Here is a 25,535-nt window from a genome sequence, read left to right as displayed (position 1 = left end):
ACATATAGGAAGGTAAATTGATTTCGAGATCAATTCATCTAAAATAAAAAAAGGGGCGAAGCAATTCGCTCCTTTTTTATTTGATCTTCTTTTCTTTTTGATTTGGTATAATATCGACTAATTTTGATCTATGGTAAAAAATTACACATTAACTTTTTTGGGGATTTTCCTTGGCATTTTAACCGTGTTAAATGTCCAAACTTTGTATTCCCAAGAAATCAATATTTTTAAGCATACCGATTTTGACCTTAAGGGCCCAGTGAAATCCTGTTTGGTTATCACCGATTATGGGAAAGAGGAGTTTGAGTTTAATGAAGCAGGCCTGCTTACCAAAGCCATTACCCGCTATAATGATGATGATTATGATATCACCATTTACAGATACGCCAAAGAGGAACTAAAGGAAAAACGATTCGAAAACTATAGGGACGGGGTTTTTGATAGGAATACCTCTATTGCAAATATCTACACCATAGATACCACGGCGAATAAAAAAATAACGGAAAAGATAGTTTCCTACAATAAGGAATTTCTTGATCAGTACGAATATTATTATGATGAGGATGATAAGCTGGTAAAGATTACAAGAACCAGTACTGATGGTATTGATGAAACGTTGGTGGAATATTCTTCAGTAAAAGGAGAACAGATAACTTCGTACTTTTTAAATTCAGTATTACTAAAAACGGTAAAGACAAAGGAAACAAAATCCAACACCAACACCACAAGAAAAATTAAACTGGTCACTGATTTTTTGGATGGAGAGCCCAATACGGCCAAAGAGGAAATCTTCAATACCAAAAACAAACTTATTTCCGAGACTAAAATGGTTTTTGATAAGAAAGCGAATAAATTAGTGCCAAAGGAAATTAAGACATACACCTATAATGAAGCTGGGATGTTAATAGAATTACGAACAAAAATTGGACAAGGGGTTTCCTTGAAAAAGTACGTATATCAATTTGACAATACCAAAAGCGGCAACTGGGTAAAGCAAATAATTACTCCAGATAATACGTATACAACTAGAAAGATCAAATATTTTGAGGCTAATTGACACCGTGATATAAATCCAATTAAAAAGGGCCATGGATTAACATGGCCCTTTTTTTATCACTAAGATGTACGATTATTTTTTGACACAATTATTAAAGTCGTCCAGTGCTTGCTTTTGCATGGTCACCACTTTATCCATATAATATTTCTTGGTGACTTCCAGAGTTTCGCTCCTTAATACTTCCTCGCTGCGTTCTGCACTCCAATTAGCGGTAGTGGAAGAAGCGGAACAATCAAAAATATTCATTAGATCATTGAGTTTAGACCCGTACTCCTTAAAGGTTAACTCTGCAATTCTTTTTAGTTTCAATTGCTCTTCATATTCCAATTCCCTTGCTCGCTGCATTTGAGCAGTTAATCGTTTTTGCTCTGCTATTTTCTCGGCCAATACCCGTTGTTGCTCTACTAATTCTTGTTGTTGTCGTTCCAGTTGCAGTTGTTTTTCTTTTAGGCCATTTCCTTCTAATTGAATGGCTTTGGAAGAAGCATCAGATGCAGTTATATTCTCCAAGTCATAATTTACACTTGGTGCAGAACTAGTACAAATATCAAATGCACTAATTAGGGATTGCAATTCCTCGTAAGCTTTTTGTGCGAAATACCTTCCTTTGTCCCAATCTTCTGGGTCCGCAGATTTTTTTAAATCTACAAGTCCATTTAATATGTAGTCCATGGAATTGTCACAACCACAATTTTCTGCTAGTCCTTTTGTCTTTTCCAAGGCATTTATTGCCCTATCCGCATAATACATTTGATGGTCAAAATTATTGGAGTCCAATGATTTTTTGGTGTGACTTAATGCATATGTAGCTGTGGAGTACGCTTCACCGCAATTTGCAAATAAGGCAGAGTTTAAAAAAAGAAATGAAATCAATAAAAAGCTTAATCTGTTCATAATGTCGGGGGTTGCTCTTAAATATATTTGCCCGCAAGAAGGAAATAATATTTCATTATGGAAAATATTTGTGGTCAACATAGAGCAAAATGTTGTGAACCGATGTAATTGGTCTGATAAAATGGTTACCTCACCGGATCAAAAATGAATTAGGTGGTAGATAGTGTCTTTTGAGTGTTTGCTTAAATAATGAAGTTATAATAATCTTATACATCTGCTTTGAACAAAAAAAAAAGAGCAAGTGCCCTTTTTTTAACTGATGAATAAATTTTTGGTGTTTGCCGATTTACAGAATTTCACCTTCTACCGTACACCTAATATTTTTCCTTTCATTATCTTTTCTGATTTGAATCTTGTATACCTTTTTTACGTGCTCAGAATCTACGTAATAGGAAACCAAATAGGCATCCTTGTGCACTACCCAACCTGGATATTCCCTCGCAATATTGTTGCGAACAGGTGGAGGAAGATTCAAATTGGTAAATCTTTCAAATGAAGAAACTATTTTACCATTTTGGTCGTAAGTTGCAATGATCCGCCCGTTGGTCTGTTCAAAGATAACCTCGTATCCTTCGTGGTTCCCATCATAGATACTAGCCTCAGTAACATCAAATCTTGCGGCTGTATTTTCCAGTTTCTTAACTAACTCTGGAGTATTTTTATCTTGAACCTTTCTTAAATAGGTTGTATTTAAAGGAGTTACGGTTACCCCTATTAATTTTACTTCCTTAAAATCTATGCTCGTAGGAATCTCTTGGGAATAGGCTAGGCTGGTAAGACCTAAATACAATAAACCGAATAATACGTTTCTCATGATGATATTTTTAAAAGATTAAAATTGAAAACTAATTTGTCAATAGAGCTTGACTAATTCTTGTATTATCCTATAGTTCGGGGGGCAGTGGATTTATTTTTAAAACAATCACTAGCCTTTTACTTGTACAAAAATACATACTATGATGCATTTTCTTAAGCTACTTTAGTAGCCCTTCTGCACATTTTAACAGTTTAATTAATGCTTTTTTTGATTTTACTTTTAAGAAAATTATAAAAATAATGGGCGGACAATTGGCCCGCCCATCATAGTATAAAAAGACCCAAAAAAATGATGAAATTAATTCATTTCATCATTATAGTATATTGCCGTCCACATCACACTTAAGGTTCAATTTTTGGTTTTCTTTCCTAAGTTGAATCCTGTATAACTTTTTGACAGTATCTGTTCCCTCATAATAAGAAACTAGGTAAGCATCTTTATGAACTGTCCATCCAGGGTATTCTTTATAAAGACTATTCCTTACAGGAGCAGGAAGCGTTAAATCGGTGAATTTTTCAAAAGAAGTTAGTATCTGGCCATCTTTGTTGTAAGTGGCTATGATTTTACCATTCGTTTGTTCGAAAATTACTTCATAAGCTTCATGGTTACCATCGTAGATATCGGATGTTGTAAGATCGTATCTAGCTGCGGTATTCTCTAATTGAACCACTCTTTCTGGAGTTGTAGGGTCTTGGACTTTGTTTAAATAGTTGGAGTTCATGTTTTTAACTGTAACTCCAGTTAATTTTACTTCCTCTACGTCTGCATCTTTGTCCGCGTTGGCAGGCTTGTCCTGAGCGTAGGCTAGGCTGGTAAGGCCTAAAAGTAATAAACCGATTAAAACATTTTTCATGATGATATTTATTTAAAGGTTAATAAACAAAACTAATTGGCCAATGTAGCTTAGCTAATTATTGTTATAACCGGAAGAGGGGGGAATGGGCTTCGAGTAAAAGAATAGTTAGCCATTCACTATCGCTAAAGTACAGCCTACCTTCAATTTAAAATGCTACCTAAGTAGCAAAACGCGATATAAGATGAAAATCTTTATCAAAAAATGATTAAAACGGTAGATTTAATGGGGTTATACTTTTTTGCCTGCTATTTTTTCTTCAAGAAGCCCCACATTGGTTACAGTAATTTGTTTTCTGCTTACCTCCAATATGCCTTCCTCCTTAAAATTTTGAATATGTCGGTTCACTACCGCTCTTGTCGTACCTATTAAAGCACCTAATTCTGAATGGGAAAGCCCACGAATGGACTGGTAATGTGAAGAAGATTTATCCATGTTATTGTATAATAGACGGGCCAACCGTGTTGGGATGTCCTCTAGTGCTACATTAATAATATATCGTTCCAAAATATTCATCTTTTGAACCGTATAGGATAAAAATGACTTATGAACCAAAGGGTTGTCTTTCATCCATTCTTTCATTTTGGAAACAGGAATACATAATACTTCAGAATCTTCCAAAGCTTCATAATATACTTTGTGTGTGCCGCAGCCCATTAAGGAGAAGATATCAAATACATCGTTGTCTTGTAATAGAAAAAGAGTGAGCAATCGATCGTTTGATGGATCGAAGTGATATACCTTTATTTTTCCCGTGATAAGGATATGAAATGTATACTGGGTGTGACTGGTGTCGAGAATGCAGGTTTTTTTAGGCCAATTTTGGGCGGTAGAAATTTCCAAGAGTTGGTTGAGGGAATTGTGTGTGACATGACTAAAGAGTTCACTCTCTATTAAAGTTTCATAATAATGTCGATATTTCTCTAATCCTATATTCAAGACTCCAACCGTTTTAAATTCAATTTATTAAGGGGGCTTCAATGCATTGCCATAAGCAAATATTGCTTATTACTATTTTTAGGAATTATGCGGGAGGAATAAATTCTATATTATAATACAAGAATTGTTAAATACAATTTACAAAAAAAAACTATGCCAAATGATTAGGATAAAATGATTTAGTCTTTTATTGTTTAATTAATCTACTGGAAATCAATAAAATATAGAATATACACAATATTGTTTAATGAATTAATACCTTAAGTGAACAATGACTATAACAAGGAAAGGGGAATGCCAGAGAAATTCTTTTACTTTCAAAGGGAATTGATAATCTCTTTTTTTACTTCATGTCCTCCTTTAAAATTTATTTCATTTGCCTTACCTTGGAATATACCCTCAATCTTGTTCACTTCTATATTTTTTCTTTCAACGTTTAAATAGGGATCCTTATTTCCAATGATATAGGTGACTTTTGTCTTTTCCGATTGTAAATGTGAGAAATCTTTGTGATTTAATTCCTTTGGCAGGCTTCCGGCATAAAGCACCAAATGGTTACATTTAATTTTTCTTTTTGCTACCCATCTTGCGGCTATTGATACGCCTTGGGAAAACCCCAAAACTATCAATTCACAATGCTCGGGGACTTTTTCATTTTTTAATACAGTATCTATATAGTTAAGGACATTAGTAATGCCTTCCTCTGTTTTATTTTTTGTCAGCCAACTGGCTCCCACATGGGTATAGGAGTCATTAAGGTAATATTTAGATTGGGCCTGTGGGGCTATGATGTAATTTTCATTGGCTGGTAATTCATTAAAATAACGGATGAAGTAGGTGCTGAGGTGTCCCATACCATGAAAGACCATCCAAACTCTCTTTGTATTTTCTGTGAACTCGTTTAAAGTGCTATATGAATTGGTAATAGTATAGGCTACTTGTTTTTCTTTAGATGTCATATGTCAAATTTACAATTTTAACCACTTTTATCAGTTTCATTAAATGATATAATACAAGGGATAATTATCATTTGCATCATAGAATACTTAATTTTACAAAAATCTAGATTATGAACGAATACAAGGAAAAAATACTGCGCATCTGCAATGAGAACTCAAAAAATACCTTGATGGAAACATTACAAATTGAATATGTGGATGTGGGAGAAAATTTCTTGGTCGGGAAAATGCCCGTTACCCCAAAAGTTCACCAACCGGATGGCGTTTTGCACGGAGGCGCAATGGTAGCTTTGGCTGAGAGTGTGGGAAGTGCAGCTTCTTATATATTTCTAAATGCACAGGAGTTTTTTGTAAGGGGTATAGAGATATCGGCCAACCATGTGAAAAGTATTAAAGAAGGGGATGTGTTCGCTAAGGCAGTCCTTATGCACAAAGGTCGGACTACCCAGGTCTGGGACATTAAAATAACAGATAAGGACGATAAATTAATATCACTTTGTAAATTAACTACGCTAGCATTGCCGAAAAAATAATATGTTCCAACAAATCTTACAGCAGATTGAAAAACAGCTTTTGGAAGAAAAGCCTTTTGTTGTTTATAGAAAACCCGGCCAGAAGCTAGTAAAGGGGATCTTTCAATCCGATACCAAAATACATTACTGTTCCGATTTTAAGGAAACCGGTTTTGTCTTTGCTCCTTTTGATGAAAATGATGAAGTAATTCTGATCCCCCTGGAGGAGGTTGTAGAGGCCCCATTTGAATTAAATGTAAAAGGGATACATCAGGATAATATACCCCCAATACACGATTCCCCCTCGGAATTGGATGAGCGTAATTTTCATCTGCAATTGGTTTCTAAAGCTATAAAGGAAATTGAGAAAGGTACTTTTAAAAAAGTAGTGCTCTCCAGACAAATTTTAAGTGCATATCAAGGTACGCCCCTCCAATTGTTTTTGAAGTTGTTGAATACCTATTTAGATGCTTTTTGTTATATGTGGTACCACCCCAAAGTAGGGTTGTGGTTGGGCGCCACTCCCGAGGTCTTGGTAAGTATCCAAAATAAACATATTCAAACCATGTCCTTGGCCGGGACACAACCTTACACCGGAGATCCCAACCCTGAATGGAAAAAGAAGGATATTGAGGAACAATCCATGGTCACCAATTATATCACCGAAGTTTTAAAGAACATGGTGACCCAACTACAAATTTCAGAGACCGAATCGTCACGGGCGGGTAGTTTAATGCATTTGAGAACCAAAATAACTGGGAGGCTAAAGGTGTTTGACGTTAAAAAACTTTTGAAAGTCCTGCATCCCACTCCTGCTGTAGGTGGAATGCCCAAGAATGAGGCCTATTTATTTATTAAGGCCAATGAAAATTATAAAAGGGAATTTTATACGGGATATCTAGGAGAGCTAAATTTTAAGGAAGAAATAGTTAGAGCTTCAAACAACCGAAATATAGAAAACCAAGCGTATAGGGCTATTCACACCAAAACAGATCTTTTTGTCAATTTACGATCCATGCAATTAGTGGATAAGACGGCAATCATTTACATTGGGGGAGGTATAACCATTGATTCAATTCCTGAGCAAGAATGGGAGGAAACAGTAAACAAAAGTGCCACGATGTTAAAAGTAATCCAAAATAGATTGTAAACCTTTTTAAGTATTGGTTTAAGAACTACTTCCGTTGTATTTTTGTTATTCATGAAATACTCAAGCATACCCTCGGCACAGACTGTAGTTTCCCATTGCAAGGCAAATGGCATAAATAATATAGTTATTTCTCCAGGCTCTCGAAATGCGCCATTGACCATCGGTTTTTCTGAAGATCCATCCTTCAATTGTTACAGTGTTGTAGATGAACGTTGCGCAGCTTTTTTTGCCTTGGGCATAGCTCAGCAGTCTAAAAAACCTGTAGCCTTGCTATGTTCTTCAGGAAGTGCATTGTTAAACTATTACCCCGCAATTGCAGAAGCGTATTATAGCGATATTCCTTTGGTTGTCATCACTGCCGATAGACCTCCACATAAAATTGATATTGGTGACGGACAGACCATTAGACAGGAAAATGTTTTTCAAAACCATATTGGTTATTCCGCTAATTTAAAGTTGGACATTAGAAACACAAATGCCATAGGCATAGCTGATAGCGAAGGATCTCCACAAGCATCCATCCAAGAATACAATGAGGAGCAGCTCTTAAAAGCATTTACTATCGTCTTTCAGGATAAAGTACCCGTTCATATCAATGTTCCCTTTGAGGAGCCTTTGTATGGTGTTGTAGAAAAGCCCATGACATCTACAATAGGAGCGGTTATAAAGGAACAAGAAAGCCTGCTAGTTGATGATCTCGATCATTTCACTCAATTGTGGAATACGGCAAAAAGAAAAATGATTTTGGTGGGGGTCCACGATCCAAGCCATGAGGTACAACAACTATTAGATTCGGTGGCAAATGACCCTTCGGTTATTGTTTTCACGGAGACTACCTCCAATCTTCATCATCCTAATTTTTTTGGGAGTATAGATAGTATCATAGCCCCCATTGAAAAATCAAAAAATAAAGAAAAGCTCTTCGAAGAATTGAGACCCGAAATACTACTTACCTTCGGGGGGCTGATAGTGTCCAAAAAAATAAAGGCCTTTTTAAGAAAATTCACACCTGAGCAGCATTGGCATATAGACCCTAAAAAAGCGAACAATACCTTTTTTTGTCTATCATACCATTTTAGGGTGAATCCATTACGGTTTTTTGAAGTGTTCAACCGAGGTCTTGTTGCACCACCCAGCAATTATTTCAGCTTTTGGGAAAGGATTAAAAAAGGTTATCAGGTAAAGCGGCAAGAATACATGGAACAAATTCCATTTAGTGATATGCTTGCTTTTTATCACATTTTCAAGAATATTCCCATAGGGTACCAATTGCAATTGGCCAATAGTTCTACCATTAGATATGCACAGCTCTTTGATTTGGATCCGAGCCTGCATGTCTTTTGTAATCGCGGTACGAGCGGTATAGATGGCAGTACTTCCACGGCCATAGGAGCCTCAATAATACATAAAGACCCTACTCTTTTTATTTCCGGGGATTTAAGTTTTTTCTATGATAGCAATGCACTTTGGAACAATCACATTCGTCCAGATTTTAGAATAATAGTCCTAAACAATGAAGGGGGAGGAATTTTCAGGATTCTTCCTGGACAAGAGGATACTCAGAATTTTGAGACCTACTTTGAAACTGTGCACCAGATGGATGCCTCGCATTTGTGCAAGATGTATCAAATGGAATACCAAATGGCAGAAAACGAGCAGGAATTGGGTGCGGAATTGACATCTTTTTTTGGTAAGTCCGACAAACCCAAACTCTTGGAAATTAAAACCCCGCGAGTATTGAACAATAAAATTTTGCTTAGTTACTTTGATTTTATATCTTAGGAAAGAATTATTAATTAACTAAACCAACATGGATCATTATGAGTAAAAGAGATGAGCTAATAGAAAAGTATGCTTCTGATTTGAAAACAAAAATAGGAGTAACTCCGGATATGGATTTTTTGACCAAGGTCACCATTGGCTGTGGTCCTTCAATTTACAATAGGGATGCATCAACAGTTTCTGGTTCTGACGAAAAAGAGCTTGAAACAGTTAAAAACAACTTTTTGATTAAGAAATTGGGAATGAGCGATAGCCCAAAATTGATGGAAGGCATTAAAAGTGTAATGGAACAATATGGTTCTTCGGAAAGAAATAAATATAGGGCGGTAGTATATTACCTATTGGCCAAACATTTCAAAAAAGAATCGGTCTACAAATAGACTTTCTTTTTACAAAAGCTCCGAGCCGTTCCTTAAAAAGAGCGGCTTTTTTTTACAGCAGTTTTTTTAAACGTATTTTTGCAGGAAAGTAGATACTATTTTATGATTGAATTGGGGAATTACAATACACTGGAAATTTTAAGGGATACCAGCGTTGGGCTTTTTTTAGGAGATGGTGAGGGAACGGAGGTTTTATTGCCCAATAAATACGTTCCTGAAATATATGAGATAGGGGATGAGCTTACTGTATTTTGCTATTTAGATCATGAAGAGCGACCAGTGACCACTAATATTAAACCCTACATCGTTAGAAACACTTTTAATTTGTTGCGCGTTGCTGAGGTGAATAATATTGGAGCCTTCATGGACTGGGGTTTGGAAAAGCATCTTTTGGTGCCATTTAGCGAACAACGAACAAAAATGCAGACCGGACAGTCCTACGTCGTTTACTGCTATTTAGACGATAAAACGCAAAGACTTGTAGCCAGCAACAAACTCGATAAATTCATTGATAACGAGGTTTTAACAGTAAATAATTGGGAGGAAGTAGACCTCATTGTCACTCGACTAACCGATTTAGGCTGGGAAGTGATCATAAATAATAAACACAAAGGACTGGTATATCTCAATGAGATATTCAAAAAACTTTCTGTGGGAGATCAAATGAAGGGTTACGTGAAGGCTATTCGGGAAGACAATAAAATTGATGTTTCCCTTGAACCGATTGGCTACAAAAGCGTGGAGCCGGCAGCCAATCTTATCTATGAGAACCTTACAAAGGCCGGTGGATTTTTGCCCTTTCATGATAAATCACACCCAGAGGATATTAAATATGCCTTTGAATTAAGTAAAAAGAATTTTAAAAAGGGTATAGGCACCTTATACAGGGAGCGAAAAATAGATATAAAAGAGGATGGGATTTATTTGATTTAGGTATCAAATTTTTAGTTTTACACTATTAAATAAATGAAAATCAATTGTATACTTGCTAATTATAGGAGCTATATATTTTTAATTTGACTAAAATCTTCTATTTTTGTTATTTTAGATCAAGTTATTGGTTGAATTTGCTTAAATTTAAGCATACGTACCCCTGAAAACATAAGAAATATATGCCATTCATAGAGGAAAGCGATTTATTGGAATTGCACAAGGATATTGATAAGGCTCAGATCATAAATGAGCGACTTTTAGATCAAATAAAATATAAGAACAAAGAAATTAAAAGAAATAAAATACAGCGCAACGTACTTGCGGGTGTTACAGGTCTTTTTCTTATAGGTGCCTTAGCCATTACTTCTTTCTCGGCCGGTGTAAGTAGTTCTACTTCCTTTGAAAACAGAAATAACCTTTTAGTGTCTATCGATAGCCTTGATGCTATCAAGTACAGAATGGATAACCTGAAGAGAAAAAATGAGGAACTAAGTGAAGTAAAGGAGTTTTATTTGGCTAAAAGTTTCCTGGAAAAGGAAACTATCTATTCAGTACAGATAAAATCCTTTGTAGATAACAATTTAACACTTACCTCTGAAGCCTTGGCCAATACCATGCTCGTAAAAACCAATCCATTTTATTCCTATTCCTTGGGTAATTTTGAATCTTTGGCGGAAGCTAGATCATTTAGGTACCAATTGGTGAAAATGGGATTCTCCGACGCTTTTGTTGCTTCTTATCAAGATGGTAAACGAATAAAAATAGAAGAACCTTATTAATTTTGTCCAAAACTAAGGCGTGGCTGAATGCTGCGAGACTAAGAACCCTTCCACTCTCATTATCCGGTATTATTGTAGGAACTGCTTTGGCAGGTTACTATGATTATATCAACTATTCCATTTTTGTATTGGCGTTGATGACCACTATTGGGTTTCAGGTAACCTCAAATTTCGCCAATGATTATGGTGATGGAGTAAAAGGAACGGATAATCATGAGCGCATAGGCCCCAAAAGAGCATTACAAAGTGGACTGTTGACTAGAGAAGAACTCAAGTATGGGATTGTATTGAGCATTATCATAAACGTATTGCTGGTTCTAGTATTGGTTTTTGTTGCTTTTGGATTCCAAAATTATGAATATATCATTCTATTCCTTGTTTTAGGGACAGCGAGCATTTGGGCCGCAATAAAATATACAGTTGGTACTTCGGCCTATGGTTATAGGGGTTTGGGAGATTTATTTGTATTTCTGTTTTTTGGACTTTTGGGTGTTCTTGGTTGTATGTTCCTGTACACCAAATTTATTACTGTGGATTCCCTATTGCCAGCAATTACCATTGGTTTGTTGAGTGTAGGGGTTCTTAATTTAAATAATTTACGGGACTCCTTATCCGACAAAAAGGCGGGAAAAAACACCTTGGTCGTACAAATGGGATATCAAAATGGTAAGAGTTACCACTATATTTTATTAGTATTGGCCTTCTTCGCTATGGCTGGTTTTATTCTTGTGAATTATGTCAATTTGACAAGCACCATCCCCTTATTGGGGTTTGTACCTATCTTTATTCACATGAGAAAAGTATATGTTACAGAGGATCATGTATTGTTGGATCCTGAACTGAAAAAGTTGGCTCTCAGTACTTTTTTATTGGCAATATTGTTTTATTTTTCTTTTAATATTTTTTCGTAAATTTGATCAGTTAACAATCAAACCACACTCAATTTGGAACAACCAATTAAGATTCTTATAGTAGAGGATAACGTCATCATTGCAGATGACATGCAGTCGATGTTAGAAGAGATTGGCTATGAGATTGTAGACAATGTGATTGTCTATGAGCAAGCAGTGGAAGTATTAAAAAACAACCAAGTAGATCTTGTTCTAATTGATATCATTCTGGCTTCTGATAAAACGGGAATAGATCTCGGTAAACACATCAGGGACAATTATAATATTCCATTTATATTTGTAACCTCCAACTCGGACAGGGCAACAGTAGAAAATGCAAAAACTGTTAAACCAAATGGATATTTGGTAAAACCTTTTGAGCAGCAGGATCTTTACACTTCTATCGAGATTGCACTTTCTAGCTTCAATTATTCCGAAAAAGGGGATAATACCAACAATGAGGATGGGGAAGAAAAATTAATGTCCAATTCTGTCCTTAAAGATTCAATTTTTGTTAAAAAACAACATTTGTATTACAGAATACAATTTGGCGATATACAGTTTATCAAAGCTGACAATGTGTATTTGGAAGTGAATACCGTGGATAAGAAGTTTTTGGTAAGATCCCCATTAAAGGATTACCTGGAAAAGTTGCCCCAGAACAAATTTTATCGGGCACACAAATCATACATTGTGAATGTAGATCATATTGATGCCATCAATTCCAAGGATATTATGATCAACAATACACTAATTCCAATCTCTAAAGAATTTAAGGAATTCATTATTTCCGCTATGAATTCTTAAACTGGGAAACCAATTAATTTAGAAAACCATTCGATGCTAAAGCATTGAATGGTTTTTTTGTTTTCTCAATAATCGAAGTGCTCTATTTGTATTTTTATCTCCAAAAAAAGACCGAATTCTTCGATGAAATGCACCCTAAAATATTAATTGTCTTTTTCACAACAATTCTAGGCGGTTATACAACAAAATTATGGCAGAAAGGAAGGAACCGAATATATTTGAAGTGTAATTGAAAGAGACCCAAATCTTATCATTTTCATATATAGTGTTCCTAAAAGGCTGTGCATCTGATGTACGGCCTTTTTAGTTACTTTTATTTCATCCATTAAAAGCGCTCAAAAGGAAACCTTATAAAAATGACCCTTAATTATGGCAATATTTATTGACAGATTAAGTTTTGAACTCATGAGGATTAAGTTGGGTTAAATAAGATCACCTACTAAAATCTATTGACAACAAAATTTCAAGGTTGACAGTTTATAATGTTATTTTTGACGTATAAATCGTTTATACATACCAAATGGCTTATGTAACTATTCCCAAAGGGATGTTACCTTAGAAACAATTAATATAATTATATTCCCAGGCATATTATGGTTAGGTTGCTTTTCAACATATTTATCATCTTTTTTATATTTCACCTAGGTTCAGGTGTTGTACATGCACAATCCATTGCAAAGGAGGACAGCACCCTAAGGAAATTTAAGATAAAAGATGATGCTTCTGATAAATTCAATTTCTTTTATGATTCCCCAAATAGATACAACGAGAATTCAGCGTATGATTGGTTGGATGCCATTCAATTGGATCTGATTGAGGCGCAAAAGGACAATGATTCCATCAGTATTAGAAAATATAAGATCATGCAGTCCCAAATTTATCACGATCTGGGAGATTATGATAAAAGTGTGGCCATTGCCAACGAGTTGTACAAGCATAAGGTTTCTTTGGATCTTAATACTAAAAAGATTCTTTTGGATCTGATGGATTACAATTATGCCCGTCTGCAGATGTATGATAAGCAATTGGAAATTCGTAAGGAAAAGAAGTCAATAGGGCTAAGTAAAAATGTGGCTACCTACGATATATATGCCAATCTTGGTTTGCCCAGAAAGGCAATGCAGGATTATATCATGGAAGTCATGAAAACCATTAGTGAAGATGATCATTACTCCCTTGCCAAGTATCACAACAACATAGGTAATTATTTGCGTTTGGATAATTCATCTCCCGTGGCATTATCAAAATTCAAGGAAGCCAAAGGACATATTGATATATTCCTTAATGATATTACCAATATTAGAACGGAAAAGGAAATTGTAGAGGCCAATTACCTCAAGGGAATCATTGAGGGTAATATTGGTAGGTGCTACGCCCAATTAAGGCAATATAAAGAAGCAATACCTTGGTTGGAAGGAAGTATAATTACCATTAAAGAATTCAATAAAGGAAAATTCTCTTCAGATGTAGTGGAGAATACGCTAGAACTTGCAGAATGCCATTTACAGTTGGGTAATTATGAAAAGGCCAGGCAGTATCTCAAGACAGATCTAAAACCTAGAAAGATTGAGAATATCTTAAAGAAAAATAGGGCATTGGCTACCTATTATGATAAAATACAAGATTATAGAAATGCCTCTTTTTATTTGAAGAAAAACGTCCGGATCAGGGATTCCATAAATATCTATGAATCGGCACTACGTACCCAACAATTGGCTGCTTTGACAAGCCAGGATTTGGAGAATAGCAGGAATCAAATGGAGGAACAGAAATTGGCTTTGGAAAAATCCCGGCTAGATTTGCAAGCCAAGGATGAACGTATCAGTCTTGTGTTTATCTCTTTGATTTTTACATTATTGGGCTTTGCCGGATTGGTTTATGCATACTTGAAAAGTATAAAGACCCAGCGTTTGATTGCCGAACAGAAATATATTATTGAAGCCTCTTTGGTGGAAAAAGATTCACTCCTTAAAGAAATACACCATAGAGTAAAGAACAACCTTCAAATGGTCTCTAGTTTGTTAAGCCTTCAAACAAAAAATACAAGGAGTAAAGCAGCTATTGAGGCATTGGAAGAAGGGAAGAGTAGGGTGAAGGCAATGGCTTTGATCCACCAAAAGTTGTATCAGAATGATGACTTGTCCGTAATTGAAATGCAGGGATACATTGAAAGCTTAATCAATAGCATCCAATCGGTTTATAAAAAAGGAGGACATAATATTAATATTACTATTGATGCCGAAGGCACAGAGTTAGATATTGATAGGGCCATTCCTTTTGGTTTGATTTTAAATGAATTGGTTTCCAACTCCTTTAAATATGCCTTTCCTACCGACGATGAAAACGGAAAAATTTATATTCATCTTCGCAAAAATGGGGATCAAGGATATTTTGAATATACAGATAATGGGATTGGATTGCCTGAGGATACAGATGAGCGCACTAGTTCTTCCATGGGGATTAGATTAATGAATCGTTTGGTGAACCAATTACAATCTACCTTAAACATCGACAAAACTGCCGATGGTGTTCGTTTTTGGTTCAATTTTAAATAAATTTGATCAAAATCTGTTTTTATGAAAATTACTTTTTTAGGGCACGCAACACTACTTATAGAAACGGGTAATAAAATAATACTTGTAGATCCCTTTATTACAGGGAATGAAAAGGCGAAGGATTTAATTAAGATCGAAAATCTGAAACCAGATTATATTTTAGTAACCCATGCCCATCAAGACCATATTTTAGATGTGGAAGCCATTGCAAAGCTTTCTGGTGCTATTATAGTCAGCAATTATGAGATTGCCATGCACTATCAAGAAAAAGGCTTTAAGGCACACCCTATGAATCATGGGGGGCAATGGAATTTTGATTTCGGAACTTTAAAGTATGTAAATGCCATCCATACCTCCTCCTTTCCTGATGGATCTTACGGGGGGCAACCCGGTGGGTTTATTATCTCTTCTGACCATAAAAATATCTACATTGCCGGGGATACAGCACTTACCATGGATATGAAGTTGATTCCACTAAGCACAAAATTGGATTTGGCCGTACTGCCTATAGGGGATAATTTTACCATGGGAGTTGATGATGCTATTTTGGCGTCCGACTTCGTTGCCTGTAATAAAATATTGGGGTACCACTATGACACTTTTGGATATATCGAAATTGACCATGATTTGGCATTGAAAAAGTTTGCAAATTCTGGTAAAAATTTACACCTATTGGCAATTGGGGAAGACATTAATCTATAGCTATCTTACGTTACTTTTTAATACTACTGAGTGTAATAATTTGGGAATAAGACGCTTAAGGTATACACCCATAACCTCTTTTTTTCCTATGTAGGCCTCAAATTTTTGATGCCTTATCGCTTTGATCATTTTTTTTGCAAAAATTGTGGGGTCCATACCTTTTTCCGTGGCAGTATCATTGCTCAATTGGCTTTCACCACTACCTGTTAAGGCATTGATGGCAACCTTGGTGTTCACGAACCCTGGGCAAATAAGTGTAACCTGTATGCCATCCTTTTCATGTTCCATTCGCAACACGTCAAAAAATCCGTGCAGCGCATGTTTGGCTCCACAGTACCCGGAACGAAAGGGGGAACCGAATTTCCCCATTAAACTGGTAACGGTAACAAAATGCCCGTTTCCTTGTTTAATAAAATAAGGTAATAGGGCCTTAGTTAAAGCGACGGTTCCTAAATAATTAATATCCATCAATTTTTTATAAACGTCCAGTTCAGTTTCAATTATAAGGGAGCGTTGGCTAATTCCTGCATTGTTAATCAGCATATCTATTTGTTTCACCTCTGAGATTACCCGTCGCACATTTTCCTCCATTTTACTATAATCAGCTAAATCAAGCGGAAAGACATGAATTCGATCTGGATAGGTACATTTATTTTTCACCATTAAAAGTTGTTCCCTATTTCTGGCGGAAATTACCAGAAAACAACCCAATTTGGATAATTCATAGGCCAAGGCTTCCCCTATCCCCGACGATGCTCCAGTAATCCAAATTGTTTTATCATCAATCCTTTTCATTTCTTTGTTTTAATGATTCAAAATATAGTTAAATTTGAATCTGTATGATCAAAGCAAGCTACAAAAAATACATACTAGATTTTAAAAGGCCAAGCGGAACTTCTAGGGGGACACTTCATAAAAAGGAGACATGGTTTTTAATCCTAAAAAAGGAAAACGAGCTCGGTATTGGAGAATGCGGATTACTTAGGGGATTAAGTGTGGACGATGTCTCGGAATATGAACAAAAACTGAAATGGACCTGCGATAATATTCATTTGGGAAAGGAAAAACTTTGGAATGAATTGGTAGATTTTCCCAGTATTCAATTTGGTTTGGAACAGGCTTTTATGTCCTTGGAATCTCAGAATCCTTTTGAGCTGTTCCCTTCCCCATTTACTGATGAATCCCATGGTATTGGGATTAATGGTCTGGTATGGATGGGAGATGAGGCGTTTATGCACGAACAGATCCAGGAAAAATTGGCAGCTGGTTTTACCTGCATCAAAATGAAAATTGGGGCTATCGATTTTAATTCTGAAATGTCTCTTTTATCCTCAATACGCAAAAAGTTTGGTAAGGATGAAATTGAATTACGAGTAGATGCCAACGGCGCCTTTAAAATAGAGGAGGCCATGGAGAAATTAAAAATACTCTCACAATACGATCTGCATTCCATTGAACAACCCATAAGACAGGGAAATATTTCAGAAATGATGTTGTTATGTGCCAATACGCCGTTGCCAATTGCTTTGGATGAGGAGTTGATTGGAATTACGGATCCTGAGGACAAAGATGCTATACTAAAAACCATACGTCCTCAATATATAATTTTAAAACCAAGTTTAATTGGTGGTTTTAAGGGTAGTATGGAGTGGATTAATTTAGCAAGAAAATACAATATTGGTTGGTGGGTGACCAGCGCTTTGGAGAGCAATATAGGTTTAAATGCCATAGCACAATGGACGGCAACTTTGCAGAATCATTTGCCCCAGGGATTGGGTACAGGCAGTTTGTATACCAATAACATAGATTCCCCATTAACCATTGATCAGGGAAAATTATATTACAGAAAAGATAAGGTGTGGGATGAACATAAAATAAAACAGATATGTATATAGAACAGGCCTACAAAGGCTTTCATGAAGGTTGGCGATATGTAGTGGGTATTATGATCATATTTTTAGGATGGCAAGTAGTAGGGATGTTACCATTGGTAGGAACTCTTATTGTAAAGTCGATCGGGACGGGGAGTATGCCAGGAGATATCACCGGCATGTCTGCCTTATTGGGGACCAATCTATTTTTATTTTTGATGTTGTTGTCGTTCGCGTTTGGGCTCTTGGCTACCTTGCTCACTGCGAAACTGGTCCACAGACAAAAAATAATTCATCTTACCACGTCCAGGAAGAAGGTGGATTGGAAAAGGATAAGTTTTGCTTTTTTCCTATGGGCCATAATTTCAATTGTCATGGTGGGTGCTGACATAGTATTTTCTCCCGAGGACTATATTTTTAATTTTAAACTGGAACCTTTTTTATATCTTTTAGTCATTGGAGCATTATTAATACCAGTACAGACCAGTTGCGAAGAGTATTTGATGCGAGGGTATTTAATGCAGGGAATTGGTATTATGGTCAAGAATAGATGGCTACCCCTGTTAATCACCTCTCTTATCTTTGGACTTCTACATTTAGGGAATCCCGAAGTGGAGAAACTGGGATATGGGATTATGGTTTATTATATTGGGACAGGATTATTTTTGGGGATATTGACACTAATGGACGAGGGATTGGAATTGTCATTGGGGTTCCACGCTGCCAATAATTTGACAACAGCCCTTTTGGTTACCGCCGATTGGACAGCTTTTCAGACTGATTCCCTTTATAGGGATATTTCACAACCTGAACTGGGCTGGGATGTTTTTATTCCTGTATTGGTAATATATCCAACCCTCCTCTATATTTTTTCAAAAAAATATGGCTGGAAGAACTGGAAAGAAAGATTACTGGGTAACATACATATAGAAAAATCAATCAATTAAAAATTGAAACAATGACAACCAAATATACTGAAGTCCATCCGAAGTTTAAAATCAATGGCATCTCCTGTAATGCAGCGGAATTGAGAGAAATTGGATATTGTTTGATCAAGGAAGGAGAGGCATTTGAAATACCATTTGGAGACTTTCTGTTGGACTGGTTGAATGATAAGCCAACGATTAGTGTTAAAACATCGGGATCTACAGGTAAACCTAAAACAGTTATCCTCCAAAAAGATCACATGATAAATTCAGCTTTGGCTACAGCCGAATTTTTTAATTTGGAAGAGGGAGATACGGTTCTTCATTGTCTGCCAGCAACCTATATAGCTGGTAAAATGATGCTTGTTAGAGCTATTGTACTTGGCCTTCGATTGGACTATGTGGAACCAACATCCACACCTCTTGTAGGTGTATCTAAATCCTATAAGTTTGGGGCAATGGTTCCGTTGCAATTAGAAAATTCATTGGATCAAATAGAACAGATAAATACGTTGATTGTTGGTGGGGCCCCTATTGCGGAACAGTTGAAGGAAAAAACACAGCCTCTGAAGAATGAAATTTATGAGACGTATGGGATGACTGAAACAGTAAGCCACATTGCAATAAGGAACCTTGGTCAAAACAAAAATGATAAAGAGCATGATTTTGTGGTGCTTCCCAATATTGCCATACGGTCCGATGAAAGGGGATGCTTGGTAATAGATGCTCCAATGCTGTCAGAAGACACAATTGTCACCAACGATTTGGTTCAGATAAGCAATGAAAAGGAATTCAAGTGGTTGGGTAGATATGACAACATTATAAATTCTGGAGGGGTTAAATTAATTCCAGAGGAAATTGAAAGTAAACTGGCTTCTTTCATAACTTCTAGATTTTTTGTCAAGGGCATGCCTGATGATGCGCTGGGAGAGAAATTGGTTCTTTTCGTGGAAGGGAACGGAATTGCTCAATCTGTCTTAGAAGAATTAAAGAACAGTGGGGCTCTTGAAAATTTTGAGATTCCAAAGGAAGTGGTGAACATAGCCAAGTTCGCCGAAACAGGGAATGGCAAACTGGACAGGAAGAAAACTTTAAAACTTATAACAACATAATTTCACAATAGTGTATTTTTTCTAATATTAAAACCAACCAATTGCATGAGAACTATTTTTTTATTTCTTTTTTTATTGATTAACGTTTCCGTTACGGCTCAACAAATATTACCTGAGGTAGAACGGGCCAAGGTGGTGGATGAAATTATGGAGGAGCGCTTCAATGTATTATTACCTGCCTTAATGGACAAGACAGGAATAGATATGTGGATTGTTATCTCAAGGGAATATAATGAAGACCCTGTCATTAAAACAATGTTGCCTGCAACTTGGTTAAATGCAAGAAGGAGAACCATTCTGATGTTTTACAGAAACAAGTCCAAGAATAGTATTGAAAAACTTGCTGTTGCACGTTATAATGTCGGAGAGAGTATTACATCTGCTTGGGATAAGGAAAAGGAACCTGATCAATGGAAAAGACTAATGCAATTAATTGAGGAAAGGAATCCGTCCATAATAGGTCTTAATTTTTCCAAGGACCATAATATAGCAGATGGTTTGGACAAGACCGATTATGATGAGTTTATGGCAAATCTTCCACAAAAATACAGGTCTAGCGTGTCCTCGGCAGAAAAACTGGCCGTAGGGTGGATAGAAACAAGGACTGCAAGGGAAATGGTGATTTATAATCAATTGGTAGACATTACCCATGATATTATAGCAGAGGCATTTTCTGAAAAGGTAATTACCCCAGGAGTTACCACCACTACCGAAGTTGAATGGTGGATGAGACAAAAAGTAACGGATTTAGGGTTGGAAACTTGGTTCCATCCTACAGTAGATATTCAAAGGAGCAGCGAGGAATTGGTCTCACACCTATATTCCTTCTCAGGTAGACCAGATGATATGGTGATACTACCGGGAGATTTGCTGCATTGCGATTTTGGAATTACCTATTTGCGTTTGAATACTGACTGTCAGGAACTGGCCTATGTTTTAAAGCCGGAGGAAAAGGCAGCTCCAGCATTTTTGGTCAATGGCCTAAAAGATGGGAATAGGGTACAGGACTTCTTGACAAATAACATGATAGCCGGTAGAACAGGGAATGAAATCTTGGCAAAGTCGCTTTCCGAAGCAAAAGCCGTAGGATTAAGGCCATCAATTTATACACATCCCTTAGGCTTATACGGTCACTCTGCAGGTACTACCATTGGAATGTGGGATTCGCAAGGAGGGGTGATGAAAGATGATGGTGAAAATTATCCCTTGAACCCAAATACGGTTTACGCCATAGAATTAAACACCACCATTACAATTCCAGAATGGAAAAGGGATATCCGTATAATGTTGGAAGAAGCCGGATTTTATGGAGATGATGGCTTTAGGTATGTCAATGGACGACAAACAGAATTGTTGTTGATTCCGAGAATTAAGGAGCACCAAGGAAACTAAAATTGCTGTGATGATATTCAAAAAATTACTGATATGTCTCATCATATTTGTCTGTGCTTCAATTCAAGCACAAAATGAAAAATATGTAATGATAGGATGGGACGCATCCCTTTCTATGGGTGATAGGATTATTGATAATGATCTTAAATTCCTAGAAAATTACTTCAAGGTCAACAAAGAGGTAAAAGTCAACCTCGTTATTTTCAGTAATGCTGTAGTGGAAAATCAAGAAATCCAGATCAAGGACGGTAATTGGAAATCACTACAGGAAAGATTAGAAAATATTGTTTATGATGGTGCTACCAATTATAGCGTACTGGAACAAGTTATCTCCTTACATCATACCGATTTATTGCTCTTCACAGATGGGAACCAGAATATGGTCAGTACAGTTCCAAATTTTGGGGTTAAGACCTTTATTATAAACAGTAACCCTTATAAGGATCAATTTGGACTTAACAAACTGTTGGTGACCAATAGGGCCAGGATATTCGACTATGGCATTTTGGAAGAAAAGAAGGACGTAACAGACTCCCCTAAAGCATCCAATTCTGATACAGCTGAAGCAAGTGAACCAAGATCGCCAGGAATAAATTTGGAGGAGGTTGTTGTGACAGAAAATATAAAGGATAACAAGGAAGGTAGAACAGTGAGGACTGCGTCTGGTGATGCAGACGAAGATAGAGTGGGTGTGGCTGTACAATCCATAGGCGAGGAGGATATTACTCCAATACAAACCAATGTTTCACAATCTGTACAGAATAAATTTTCGGGAGTAGAGGTAAAGCAAAATCAAGATATCAGTCAGGTAAAAATGCGTACCGATAATTCTATGTTATTGAATAATTATGGTCTTATCGTTATAGATGGGGTGCCGCAGCAGCAATCCAATTCCAATGAATCTTCTCCGATGGCGAATTTTGGGTTTTTAAATCCTGATAACATAGCGGATATCACAGTATTAAAGGGGATGGCAGCTACCACACAATACGGCACACTAGGCGCCAATGGGGTCATATTGATCACTACAAAAAGCTCTAAGGTGTCAAAAACAAATGGCGAGAAGCCGGATTTGGCCCGCTTAAAGAATAATATTTATGAAGAGGATACCGATTTGGAAGAATCTACTTTCACCCCTGTTTATAAATCGTTGCTTAAATCCACCTCACCAAAGGAAGCTTACGAAAATTATATTGCCCTACGTAATTTTAATGGTAGTAGTGTTCAATTTTATATGGATGCTTTTAATTATTTTAAACCGGACAACCCAGCACTGGCTATTCGCGTCTTATCCAATGTTGTCGAATTATTCCCTGAGGATATTTCTAAATTAAGAGCAGCTTCTCTTGCCTTATCTTCCGTTGGGGCATTTAAGGAAGTTGTGCACATAAATGATAGAATTATAAGTGTAGACCCCAAAGAGGTACAATCTTATTTGGACATTGCTTTAGCATTAAGGGACCAAGGGAAGTGGCAACCGGCCCTAGATCGATTATTGGCACTGGATAAAGGTGACATAGGCGCTACATTGAACAAAGAGGTGATATCAAAAACCCTTGATCGTGAAATTCGCAATATCCTATTTCTTCATAAGAGCCAATTGAATACGACCACAGTAGATCCTAAATACTTCAATAATTTGAAATACAATGTGCGTTTGGTTTTTGAGTGGAATACCCCGAGGGCGGATTTTGAATTACAATTTGTAAATCCTCAAAACAGATTTTTTAAATGGGACCACAGTACGTTGTCAAATCCAGAAAGAATCGAGGATGAGATATCCAATGGATACAGCAGTGAGGAATTCGAATTTTATGGGGACGTAAAGGGAAAATGGGTTTTCAATGCAACCTTTTTAGGCAGTAGCAGCATCAATAAAAAGGAGAGCTTTACTTTAAAATGCAGCATTTATGAAAATTTTGGGGCACCCGATCAAAATAAAAGAGAGGTTTTGGTCAATTTTACAGAGCCACTCCAAAAATTAAATATTGCCACACTTCAGGTGCAATAGTATAAGCATGGAATGGACATAGGCAATCCAGCTATGTATGGGAAAGAAATTGCAATTGTTCCAATCGTATCGTCAAGATTCCATTTTGAGGTAATAGTCAGTTGAATGTTTTCCCGATCCATAAAAAAGAAAGAAAACACACACTATAAATACTGTTATGGCCAAAATTAGATTGGTGGCATTCATTTCCCCGATAAAATTAATGAGGACTGCACCAATTATTATTGGCAGCTGGGTAAGTACCGCCCATCGGGTATATAACCCAAAAATAATAAGAAGGCCTCCAATGAGATGTGCCGGGGCCACGTAATGAACCGCCAGCATGCTGCCCGCAAACCCTTTTAATGGCGCAATAAGTTCCATGATCATTTGGGTGTTGCCAATAAAATATAAGCCTTTTATGAAAAGAAATAGACCTAATGCAATACGCAATAGATCAAGGGGATAATACGTGTGTTTATTTGCCCATTTGTTGAGTGTTTTAATAGTTCCCATGATTGAAAAGATTAAAATTACTCCTATTAAATTACTGAAAATAAGCGATATAAAAAAATTAAACCTGTAGGACCCCTAAATTAAATTTCTTTTCTATTGGTGCGTGATTAGCGGCCTCAATTCCCAAGGAAATCCAATTTCTGGTTTCCAACGGATCTATTACGGCATCTGTCCATATTCTCGCAGCGGCATAATATGGAGACACTTGGTCATCATAACGGTCCTTGATTTTACCGAAAAGCTCAGCTTCCTTCTTTTCAGTGATGGTTTCCCCCTTCTTTTTTAAGGAGGCTTTTTCTATCTGCAACAGGACTTTGGCAGCAGAATTTCCGCTCATTACGGCCAATTCGGCGCTGGGCCAGGCCACAATGAATCGTGGATCAAAGGCCTTGCCGCACATGGCATAATTTCCGGCCCCATAGCTATTGCCTATCACTATTGTAAATTTGGGCACAACCGAGTTGCTAACGGCATTGACCATTTTTGCACCGTCCTTAATTATTCCGCCATGTTCACTTTTGCTTCCCACCATAAATCCGGTTACATCCTGTAAAAAGACCAAGGGTATCTTCTTCTGATTACAATTGGCTATAAATCGGGTGGCTTTATCCGCAGAGTCAGAATAAATGACCCCCCCAAATTGCATTTCCCCTTTGGTCGTCTTTACTACTTTTCTTTGGTTGGCAACTATACCAACAGCCCACCCATCGATCCGAGCGTAGCCCGTTAATATGGTTCTACCATACCCTTCTTTATACTGTTCAAAATCTGAATCGTCTACCAATCGCTTAATAATTTCCAGCATATCATATTGATCGGAACGTGAAGCGGGTAAAATTCCGTAAATGTCTTCTGGCTTTTCAATAGGTTTTTTAGAGGCTGTTCTATTGTATCCAGCCTTATCAAAATCACCAATTTTACCAACAATATTTTTTATGGTATCCAAGGCGTCCTTATCGTCCTTGGCCTTGTAATCCGTTACCCCGCTAACTTCACAATGCGTGGTAGCTCCTCCCAAGGTTTCATTGTCTATACTTTCTCCTATAGCCGCCTTCACCAAATAACTTCCCGCCAAGAATATACTACCGGTTTTGTCAACGATCAGGGCTTCATCACTCATGATGGGCAAATAAGCCCCTCCGGCAACACAGCTGCCCATTACCGCAGCTATTTGAGTGATGCCCATACTACTCATAACGGCATTATTTCTAAAAATGCGTCCAAAATGTTCTTTATCCGGAAATATTTCATCCTGCATGGGAAGATACACTCCGGCACTGTCCACCAAATAAATGATGGGCAACCTATTTTCAATGGAAATTTCTTGCGCCCTTAGGTTTTTCTTCGCCGTAATAGGGAACCAGGCACCAGCCTTAACTGTCGCATCATTGGCAACTACAATACATTGTTTGCCCTGTATGTATCCTATTTTTATAACAACGCCACCAGAAGGACACCCACCGTGTTCGGCATACATCCCTTCTCCAGCGAAAGCGCCAATTTCTATGGATTTCTTTCCTTTATCCAACAAATAGTCGATACGCTCCCTAGCGGTCAATTTTCCTTGCGAATGCTGTTTTTCTATTCTGCTTTTTCCACCGCCCAAATGTACTTTGGACAAGCGCTGTTTTAAGGATGAGAGAAGTAATTTATTGTGGTCTTCGTTTTTGTTGAAGTTTATGTCCATTCCTGAAAATAGTTTCTTTTTAAGGCATAAAG

The 25,535-nt window shown here is 36.9% G+C and carries 24 protein-coding genes; 16 read left to right on the top strand and 8 right to left on the bottom strand.

Annotated elements, in window-relative coordinates; all coding sequences use genetic code 11:
* The first annotated feature begins 202 nt into the window (after nucleotides 1-202).
* Nucleotides 203-1,057, top strand: a complete 855-nt coding sequence (locus SB49_RS05090; protein ID WP_145758359.1) for a hypothetical protein — start codon at nucleotides 203-205, stop codon at nucleotides 1,055-1,057.
* 72 nt (nucleotides 1,058-1,129) lie between these two features.
* Here the strand turns inward: SB49_RS05090 and SB49_RS05085 are convergent, their stop codons facing one another.
* From SB49_RS05085 to SB49_RS05065, 5 genes are all read right to left on the bottom strand, one after another.
* The gene (locus SB49_RS05085) at nucleotides 1,130-1,951 is read right to left on the bottom strand and encodes a hypothetical protein (protein ID WP_145758358.1); all 822 of its coding nucleotides are present in this window, start codon (nucleotides 1,949-1,951) and stop codon (nucleotides 1,130-1,132) included.
* Between the two features lie 286 nt (nucleotides 1,952-2,237).
* Complete coding sequence (locus SB49_RS05080) at nucleotides 2,238-2,765, bottom strand: hypothetical protein (RefSeq protein WP_062054468.1); 528 nt, start codon at nucleotides 2,763-2,765, stop codon at nucleotides 2,238-2,240.
* Nucleotides 2,766-3,081: 316 nt separating this feature from the next.
* Nucleotides 3,082-3,621 (bottom strand): hypothetical protein, encoded by a 540-nt coding sequence (locus SB49_RS05075; protein WP_062054466.1) that lies wholly within the window; start codon nucleotides 3,619-3,621, stop codon nucleotides 3,082-3,084.
* Nucleotides 3,622-3,852: 231 nt separating this feature from the next.
* Nucleotides 3,853-4,560, bottom strand: a complete 708-nt coding sequence (locus SB49_RS05070; protein ID WP_082591075.1) for a Crp/Fnr family transcriptional regulator — start codon at nucleotides 4,558-4,560, stop codon at nucleotides 3,853-3,855.
* A gap of 317 nt (nucleotides 4,561-4,877) precedes the next feature.
* Complete coding sequence (locus tag SB49_RS05065) at nucleotides 4,878-5,519, bottom strand: alpha/beta hydrolase (RefSeq protein WP_062054462.1); 642 nt, start codon at nucleotides 5,517-5,519, stop codon at nucleotides 4,878-4,880.
* 110 nt (nucleotides 5,520-5,629) lie between these two features.
* On the opposite strand from SB49_RS05065, the gene SB49_RS05060 reads away from it, so the two are divergent.
* The 10 genes from SB49_RS05060 (at nucleotide 5,630) to SB49_RS05015 (ending at nucleotide 16,009) form a co-directional block, all read left to right on the top strand.
* Complete coding sequence (locus tag SB49_RS05060; protein WP_062054460.1) at nucleotides 5,630-6,052, top strand: PaaI family thioesterase; 423 nt, start codon at nucleotides 5,630-5,632, stop codon at nucleotides 6,050-6,052.
* 1 nt (nucleotide 6,053) lies between these two features.
* A complete protein-coding gene (locus SB49_RS05055) occupies nucleotides 6,054-7,181 on the top strand; it encodes a chorismate-binding protein (RefSeq protein WP_062054458.1) in 1,128 nt (375 codons plus the stop codon).
* 51 nt (nucleotides 7,182-7,232) lie between these two features.
* On the top strand, nucleotides 7,233-8,963 hold the full coding sequence (menD, locus tag SB49_RS05050; RefSeq protein ID WP_062054456.1) for a 2-succinyl-5-enolpyruvyl-6-hydroxy-3-cyclohexene-1-carboxylic-acid synthase: 1,731 nt from the start codon (nucleotides 7,233-7,235) through the stop codon (nucleotides 8,961-8,963).
* Nucleotides 8,964-9,001: 38 nt separating this feature from the next.
* Nucleotides 9,002-9,343: a DUF2853 family protein gene (locus SB49_RS05045; protein ID WP_062054454.1), complete on the top strand. Its 342-nt coding sequence runs from the start codon at nucleotides 9,002-9,004 to the stop codon at nucleotides 9,341-9,343.
* Nucleotides 9,344-9,445: 102 nt separating this feature from the next.
* Entirely contained in the window at nucleotides 9,446-10,276 is an 831-nt protein-coding gene (locus tag SB49_RS05040; protein ID WP_062054452.1) for a CvfB family protein, read from the top strand.
* A gap of 179 nt (nucleotides 10,277-10,455) precedes the next feature.
* A complete protein-coding gene (locus SB49_RS05035) occupies nucleotides 10,456-11,055 on the top strand; it encodes a hypothetical protein (RefSeq protein WP_062054450.1) in 600 nt (199 codons plus the stop codon).
* Nucleotides 11,056-11,057: 2 nt separating this feature from the next.
* Nucleotides 11,058-11,966: a 1,4-dihydroxy-2-naphthoate octaprenyltransferase gene (menA, locus tag SB49_RS05030; RefSeq protein ID WP_062054448.1), complete on the top strand. Its 909-nt coding sequence runs from the start codon at nucleotides 11,058-11,060 to the stop codon at nucleotides 11,964-11,966.
* A gap of 33 nt (nucleotides 11,967-11,999) precedes the next feature.
* The gene (locus SB49_RS05025; protein ID WP_062054446.1) at nucleotides 12,000-12,752 is read left to right on the top strand and encodes a LytR/AlgR family response regulator transcription factor; all 753 of its coding nucleotides are present in this window, start codon (nucleotides 12,000-12,002) and stop codon (nucleotides 12,750-12,752) included.
* A 593-nt stretch (nucleotides 12,753-13,345) separates the two neighbouring features.
* On the top strand, nucleotides 13,346-15,307 hold the full coding sequence (locus SB49_RS05020) for a histidine kinase dimerization/phosphoacceptor domain -containing protein (RefSeq protein ID WP_062054444.1): 1,962 nt from the start codon (nucleotides 13,346-13,348) through the stop codon (nucleotides 15,305-15,307).
* Between the two features lie 21 nt (nucleotides 15,308-15,328).
* On the top strand, nucleotides 15,329-16,009 hold the full coding sequence (locus SB49_RS05015; RefSeq protein ID WP_062054442.1) for a metal-dependent hydrolase: 681 nt from the start codon (nucleotides 15,329-15,331) through the stop codon (nucleotides 16,007-16,009).
* On the opposite strand, the gene SB49_RS05010 is transcribed toward SB49_RS05015, so the two are convergent.
* Nucleotides 16,010-16,804 carry an SDR family oxidoreductase gene (locus SB49_RS05010; protein WP_062054440.1) on the bottom strand — a complete coding sequence of 265 codons (795 nt, stop codon included), beginning with the start codon at nucleotides 16,802-16,804 and terminating at the stop codon, nucleotides 16,010-16,012.
* Between the two features lie 47 nt (nucleotides 16,805-16,851).
* Here SB49_RS05010 and SB49_RS05005 point away from each other — a divergent pair, with 47 nt between their 5' ends.
* From SB49_RS05005 to SB49_RS04985, 5 genes are read left to right on the top strand one after another with little or no spacing between them, the layout of a single operon-like run.
* Nucleotides 16,852-17,904, top strand: coding sequence for an o-succinylbenzoate synthase (locus SB49_RS05005; protein WP_062058880.1), 1,053 nt, complete (start codon nucleotides 16,852-16,854; stop codon nucleotides 17,902-17,904).
* Complete coding sequence (locus tag SB49_RS05000; protein ID WP_062054438.1) at nucleotides 17,895-18,827, top strand: CPBP family intramembrane glutamic endopeptidase; 933 nt, start codon at nucleotides 17,895-17,897, stop codon at nucleotides 18,825-18,827. The genes SB49_RS05005 and SB49_RS05000 overlap by 10 nt, the downstream gene beginning before the upstream one ends.
* 11 nt (nucleotides 18,828-18,838) lie before the next feature.
* Entirely contained in the window at nucleotides 18,839-19,918 is a 1,080-nt protein-coding gene (locus SB49_RS04995) for an AMP-binding protein (protein WP_062054436.1), read from the top strand.
* A 45-nt stretch (nucleotides 19,919-19,963) separates the two neighbouring features.
* On the top strand, nucleotides 19,964-21,310 hold the full coding sequence (locus SB49_RS04990) for a M24 family metallopeptidase (protein ID WP_062054434.1): 1,347 nt from the start codon (nucleotides 19,964-19,966) through the stop codon (nucleotides 21,308-21,310).
* A 10-nt stretch (nucleotides 21,311-21,320) separates the two neighbouring features.
* On the top strand, nucleotides 21,321-23,321 hold the full coding sequence (locus tag SB49_RS04985; protein ID WP_062054432.1) for a TonB-dependent receptor plug domain-containing protein: 2,001 nt from the start codon (nucleotides 21,321-21,323) through the stop codon (nucleotides 23,319-23,321).
* A 72-nt stretch (nucleotides 23,322-23,393) separates the two neighbouring features.
* Here SB49_RS04985 and SB49_RS04980 read toward each other — a convergent pair whose 3' ends face one another.
* Both SB49_RS04980 and SB49_RS04975 read right to left on the bottom strand, forming a co-directional pair.
* A complete protein-coding gene (locus tag SB49_RS04980) occupies nucleotides 23,394-23,816 on the bottom strand; it encodes a DoxX family protein (RefSeq protein WP_062054430.1) in 423 nt (140 codons plus the stop codon).
* 58 nt (nucleotides 23,817-23,874) lie between these two features.
* Nucleotides 23,875-25,503: an acyl-CoA carboxylase subunit beta gene (locus tag SB49_RS04975; RefSeq protein ID WP_062058877.1), complete on the bottom strand. Its 1,629-nt coding sequence runs from the start codon at nucleotides 25,501-25,503 to the stop codon at nucleotides 23,875-23,877.
* Nucleotides 25,504-25,535 lie beyond the last annotated feature (32 nt).

It is taken from the genome of Sediminicola sp. YIK13, assembly GCF_001430825.1.
In the GTDB taxonomy this organism is placed as follows: Bacteria; Bacteroidota; Bacteroidia; order Flavobacteriales; family Flavobacteriaceae; genus Sediminicola.
Note: the sequence above shows the minus strand (reverse complement) of the source record. Positions and strands in the feature narration are given on the sequence as shown.

What these genes read in the sequence shown, in the direction of transcription:
- SB49_RS05010 (WP_062054440.1), bottom strand. Translation starts at nt 16,804, where the DNA reads ATGAAAAGGATTGATGATAAAACAATTTGGATTACTGGAGCATCGTCG.
- SB49_RS05045 (WP_062054454.1), top strand. Translation starts at nt 9,002, where the DNA reads ATGAGTAAAAGAGATGAGCTAATAGAAAAGTATGCTTCTGATTTGAAA.
- SB49_RS05060 (WP_062054460.1), top strand. Translation starts at nt 5,630, where the DNA reads ATGAACGAATACAAGGAAAAAATACTGCGCATCTGCAATGAGAACTCA.
- SB49_RS04985 (WP_062054432.1), top strand. Translation starts at nt 21,321, where the DNA reads ATGATATTCAAAAAATTACTGATATGTCTCATCATATTTGTCTGTGCT.
- SB49_RS05075 (WP_062054466.1), bottom strand. Translation starts at nt 3,621, where the DNA reads ATGAAAAATGTTTTAATCGGTTTATTACTTTTAGGCCTTACCAGCCTA.
- SB49_RS05085 (WP_145758358.1), bottom strand. Translation starts at nt 1,951, where the DNA reads ATGAACAGATTAAGCTTTTTATTGATTTCATTTCTTTTTTTAAACTCT.
- SB49_RS05000 (WP_062054438.1), top strand. Translation starts at nt 17,895, where the DNA reads ATGTATATAGAACAGGCCTACAAAGGCTTTCATGAAGGTTGGCGATAT.
- SB49_RS05015 (WP_062054442.1), top strand. Translation starts at nt 15,329, where the DNA reads ATGAAAATTACTTTTTTAGGGCACGCAACACTACTTATAGAAACGGGT.
- SB49_RS05035 (WP_062054450.1), top strand. Translation starts at nt 10,456, where the DNA reads ATGCCATTCATAGAGGAAAGCGATTTATTGGAATTGCACAAGGATATT.
- SB49_RS05040 (WP_062054452.1), top strand. Translation starts at nt 9,446, where the DNA reads ATGATTGAATTGGGGAATTACAATACACTGGAAATTTTAAGGGATACC.
- SB49_RS04975 (WP_062058877.1), bottom strand. Translation starts at nt 25,503, where the DNA reads ATGGACATAAACTTCAACAAAAACGAAGACCACAATAAATTACTTCTC.
- SB49_RS05020 (WP_062054444.1), top strand. Translation starts at nt 13,346, where the DNA reads ATGGTTAGGTTGCTTTTCAACATATTTATCATCTTTTTTATATTTCAC.
- SB49_RS04980 (WP_062054430.1), bottom strand. Translation starts at nt 23,816, where the DNA reads ATGGGAACTATTAAAACACTCAACAAATGGGCAAATAAACACACGTAT.
- SB49_RS05055 (WP_062054458.1), top strand. Translation starts at nt 6,054, where the DNA reads ATGTTCCAACAAATCTTACAGCAGATTGAAAAACAGCTTTTGGAAGAA.
- SB49_RS05080 (WP_062054468.1), bottom strand. Translation starts at nt 2,765, where the DNA reads ATGAGAAACGTATTATTCGGTTTATTGTATTTAGGTCTTACCAGCCTA.
- SB49_RS04990 (WP_062054434.1), top strand. Translation starts at nt 19,964, where the DNA reads ATGAGAACTATTTTTTTATTTCTTTTTTTATTGATTAACGTTTCCGTT.
- menD (WP_062054456.1), top strand. Translation starts at nt 7,233, where the DNA reads ATGAAATACTCAAGCATACCCTCGGCACAGACTGTAGTTTCCCATTGC.
- SB49_RS05065 (WP_062054462.1), bottom strand. Translation starts at nt 5,519, where the DNA reads ATGACATCTAAAGAAAAACAAGTAGCCTATACTATTACCAATTCATAT.
- SB49_RS04995 (WP_062054436.1), top strand. Translation starts at nt 18,839, where the DNA reads ATGACAACCAAATATACTGAAGTCCATCCGAAGTTTAAAATCAATGGC.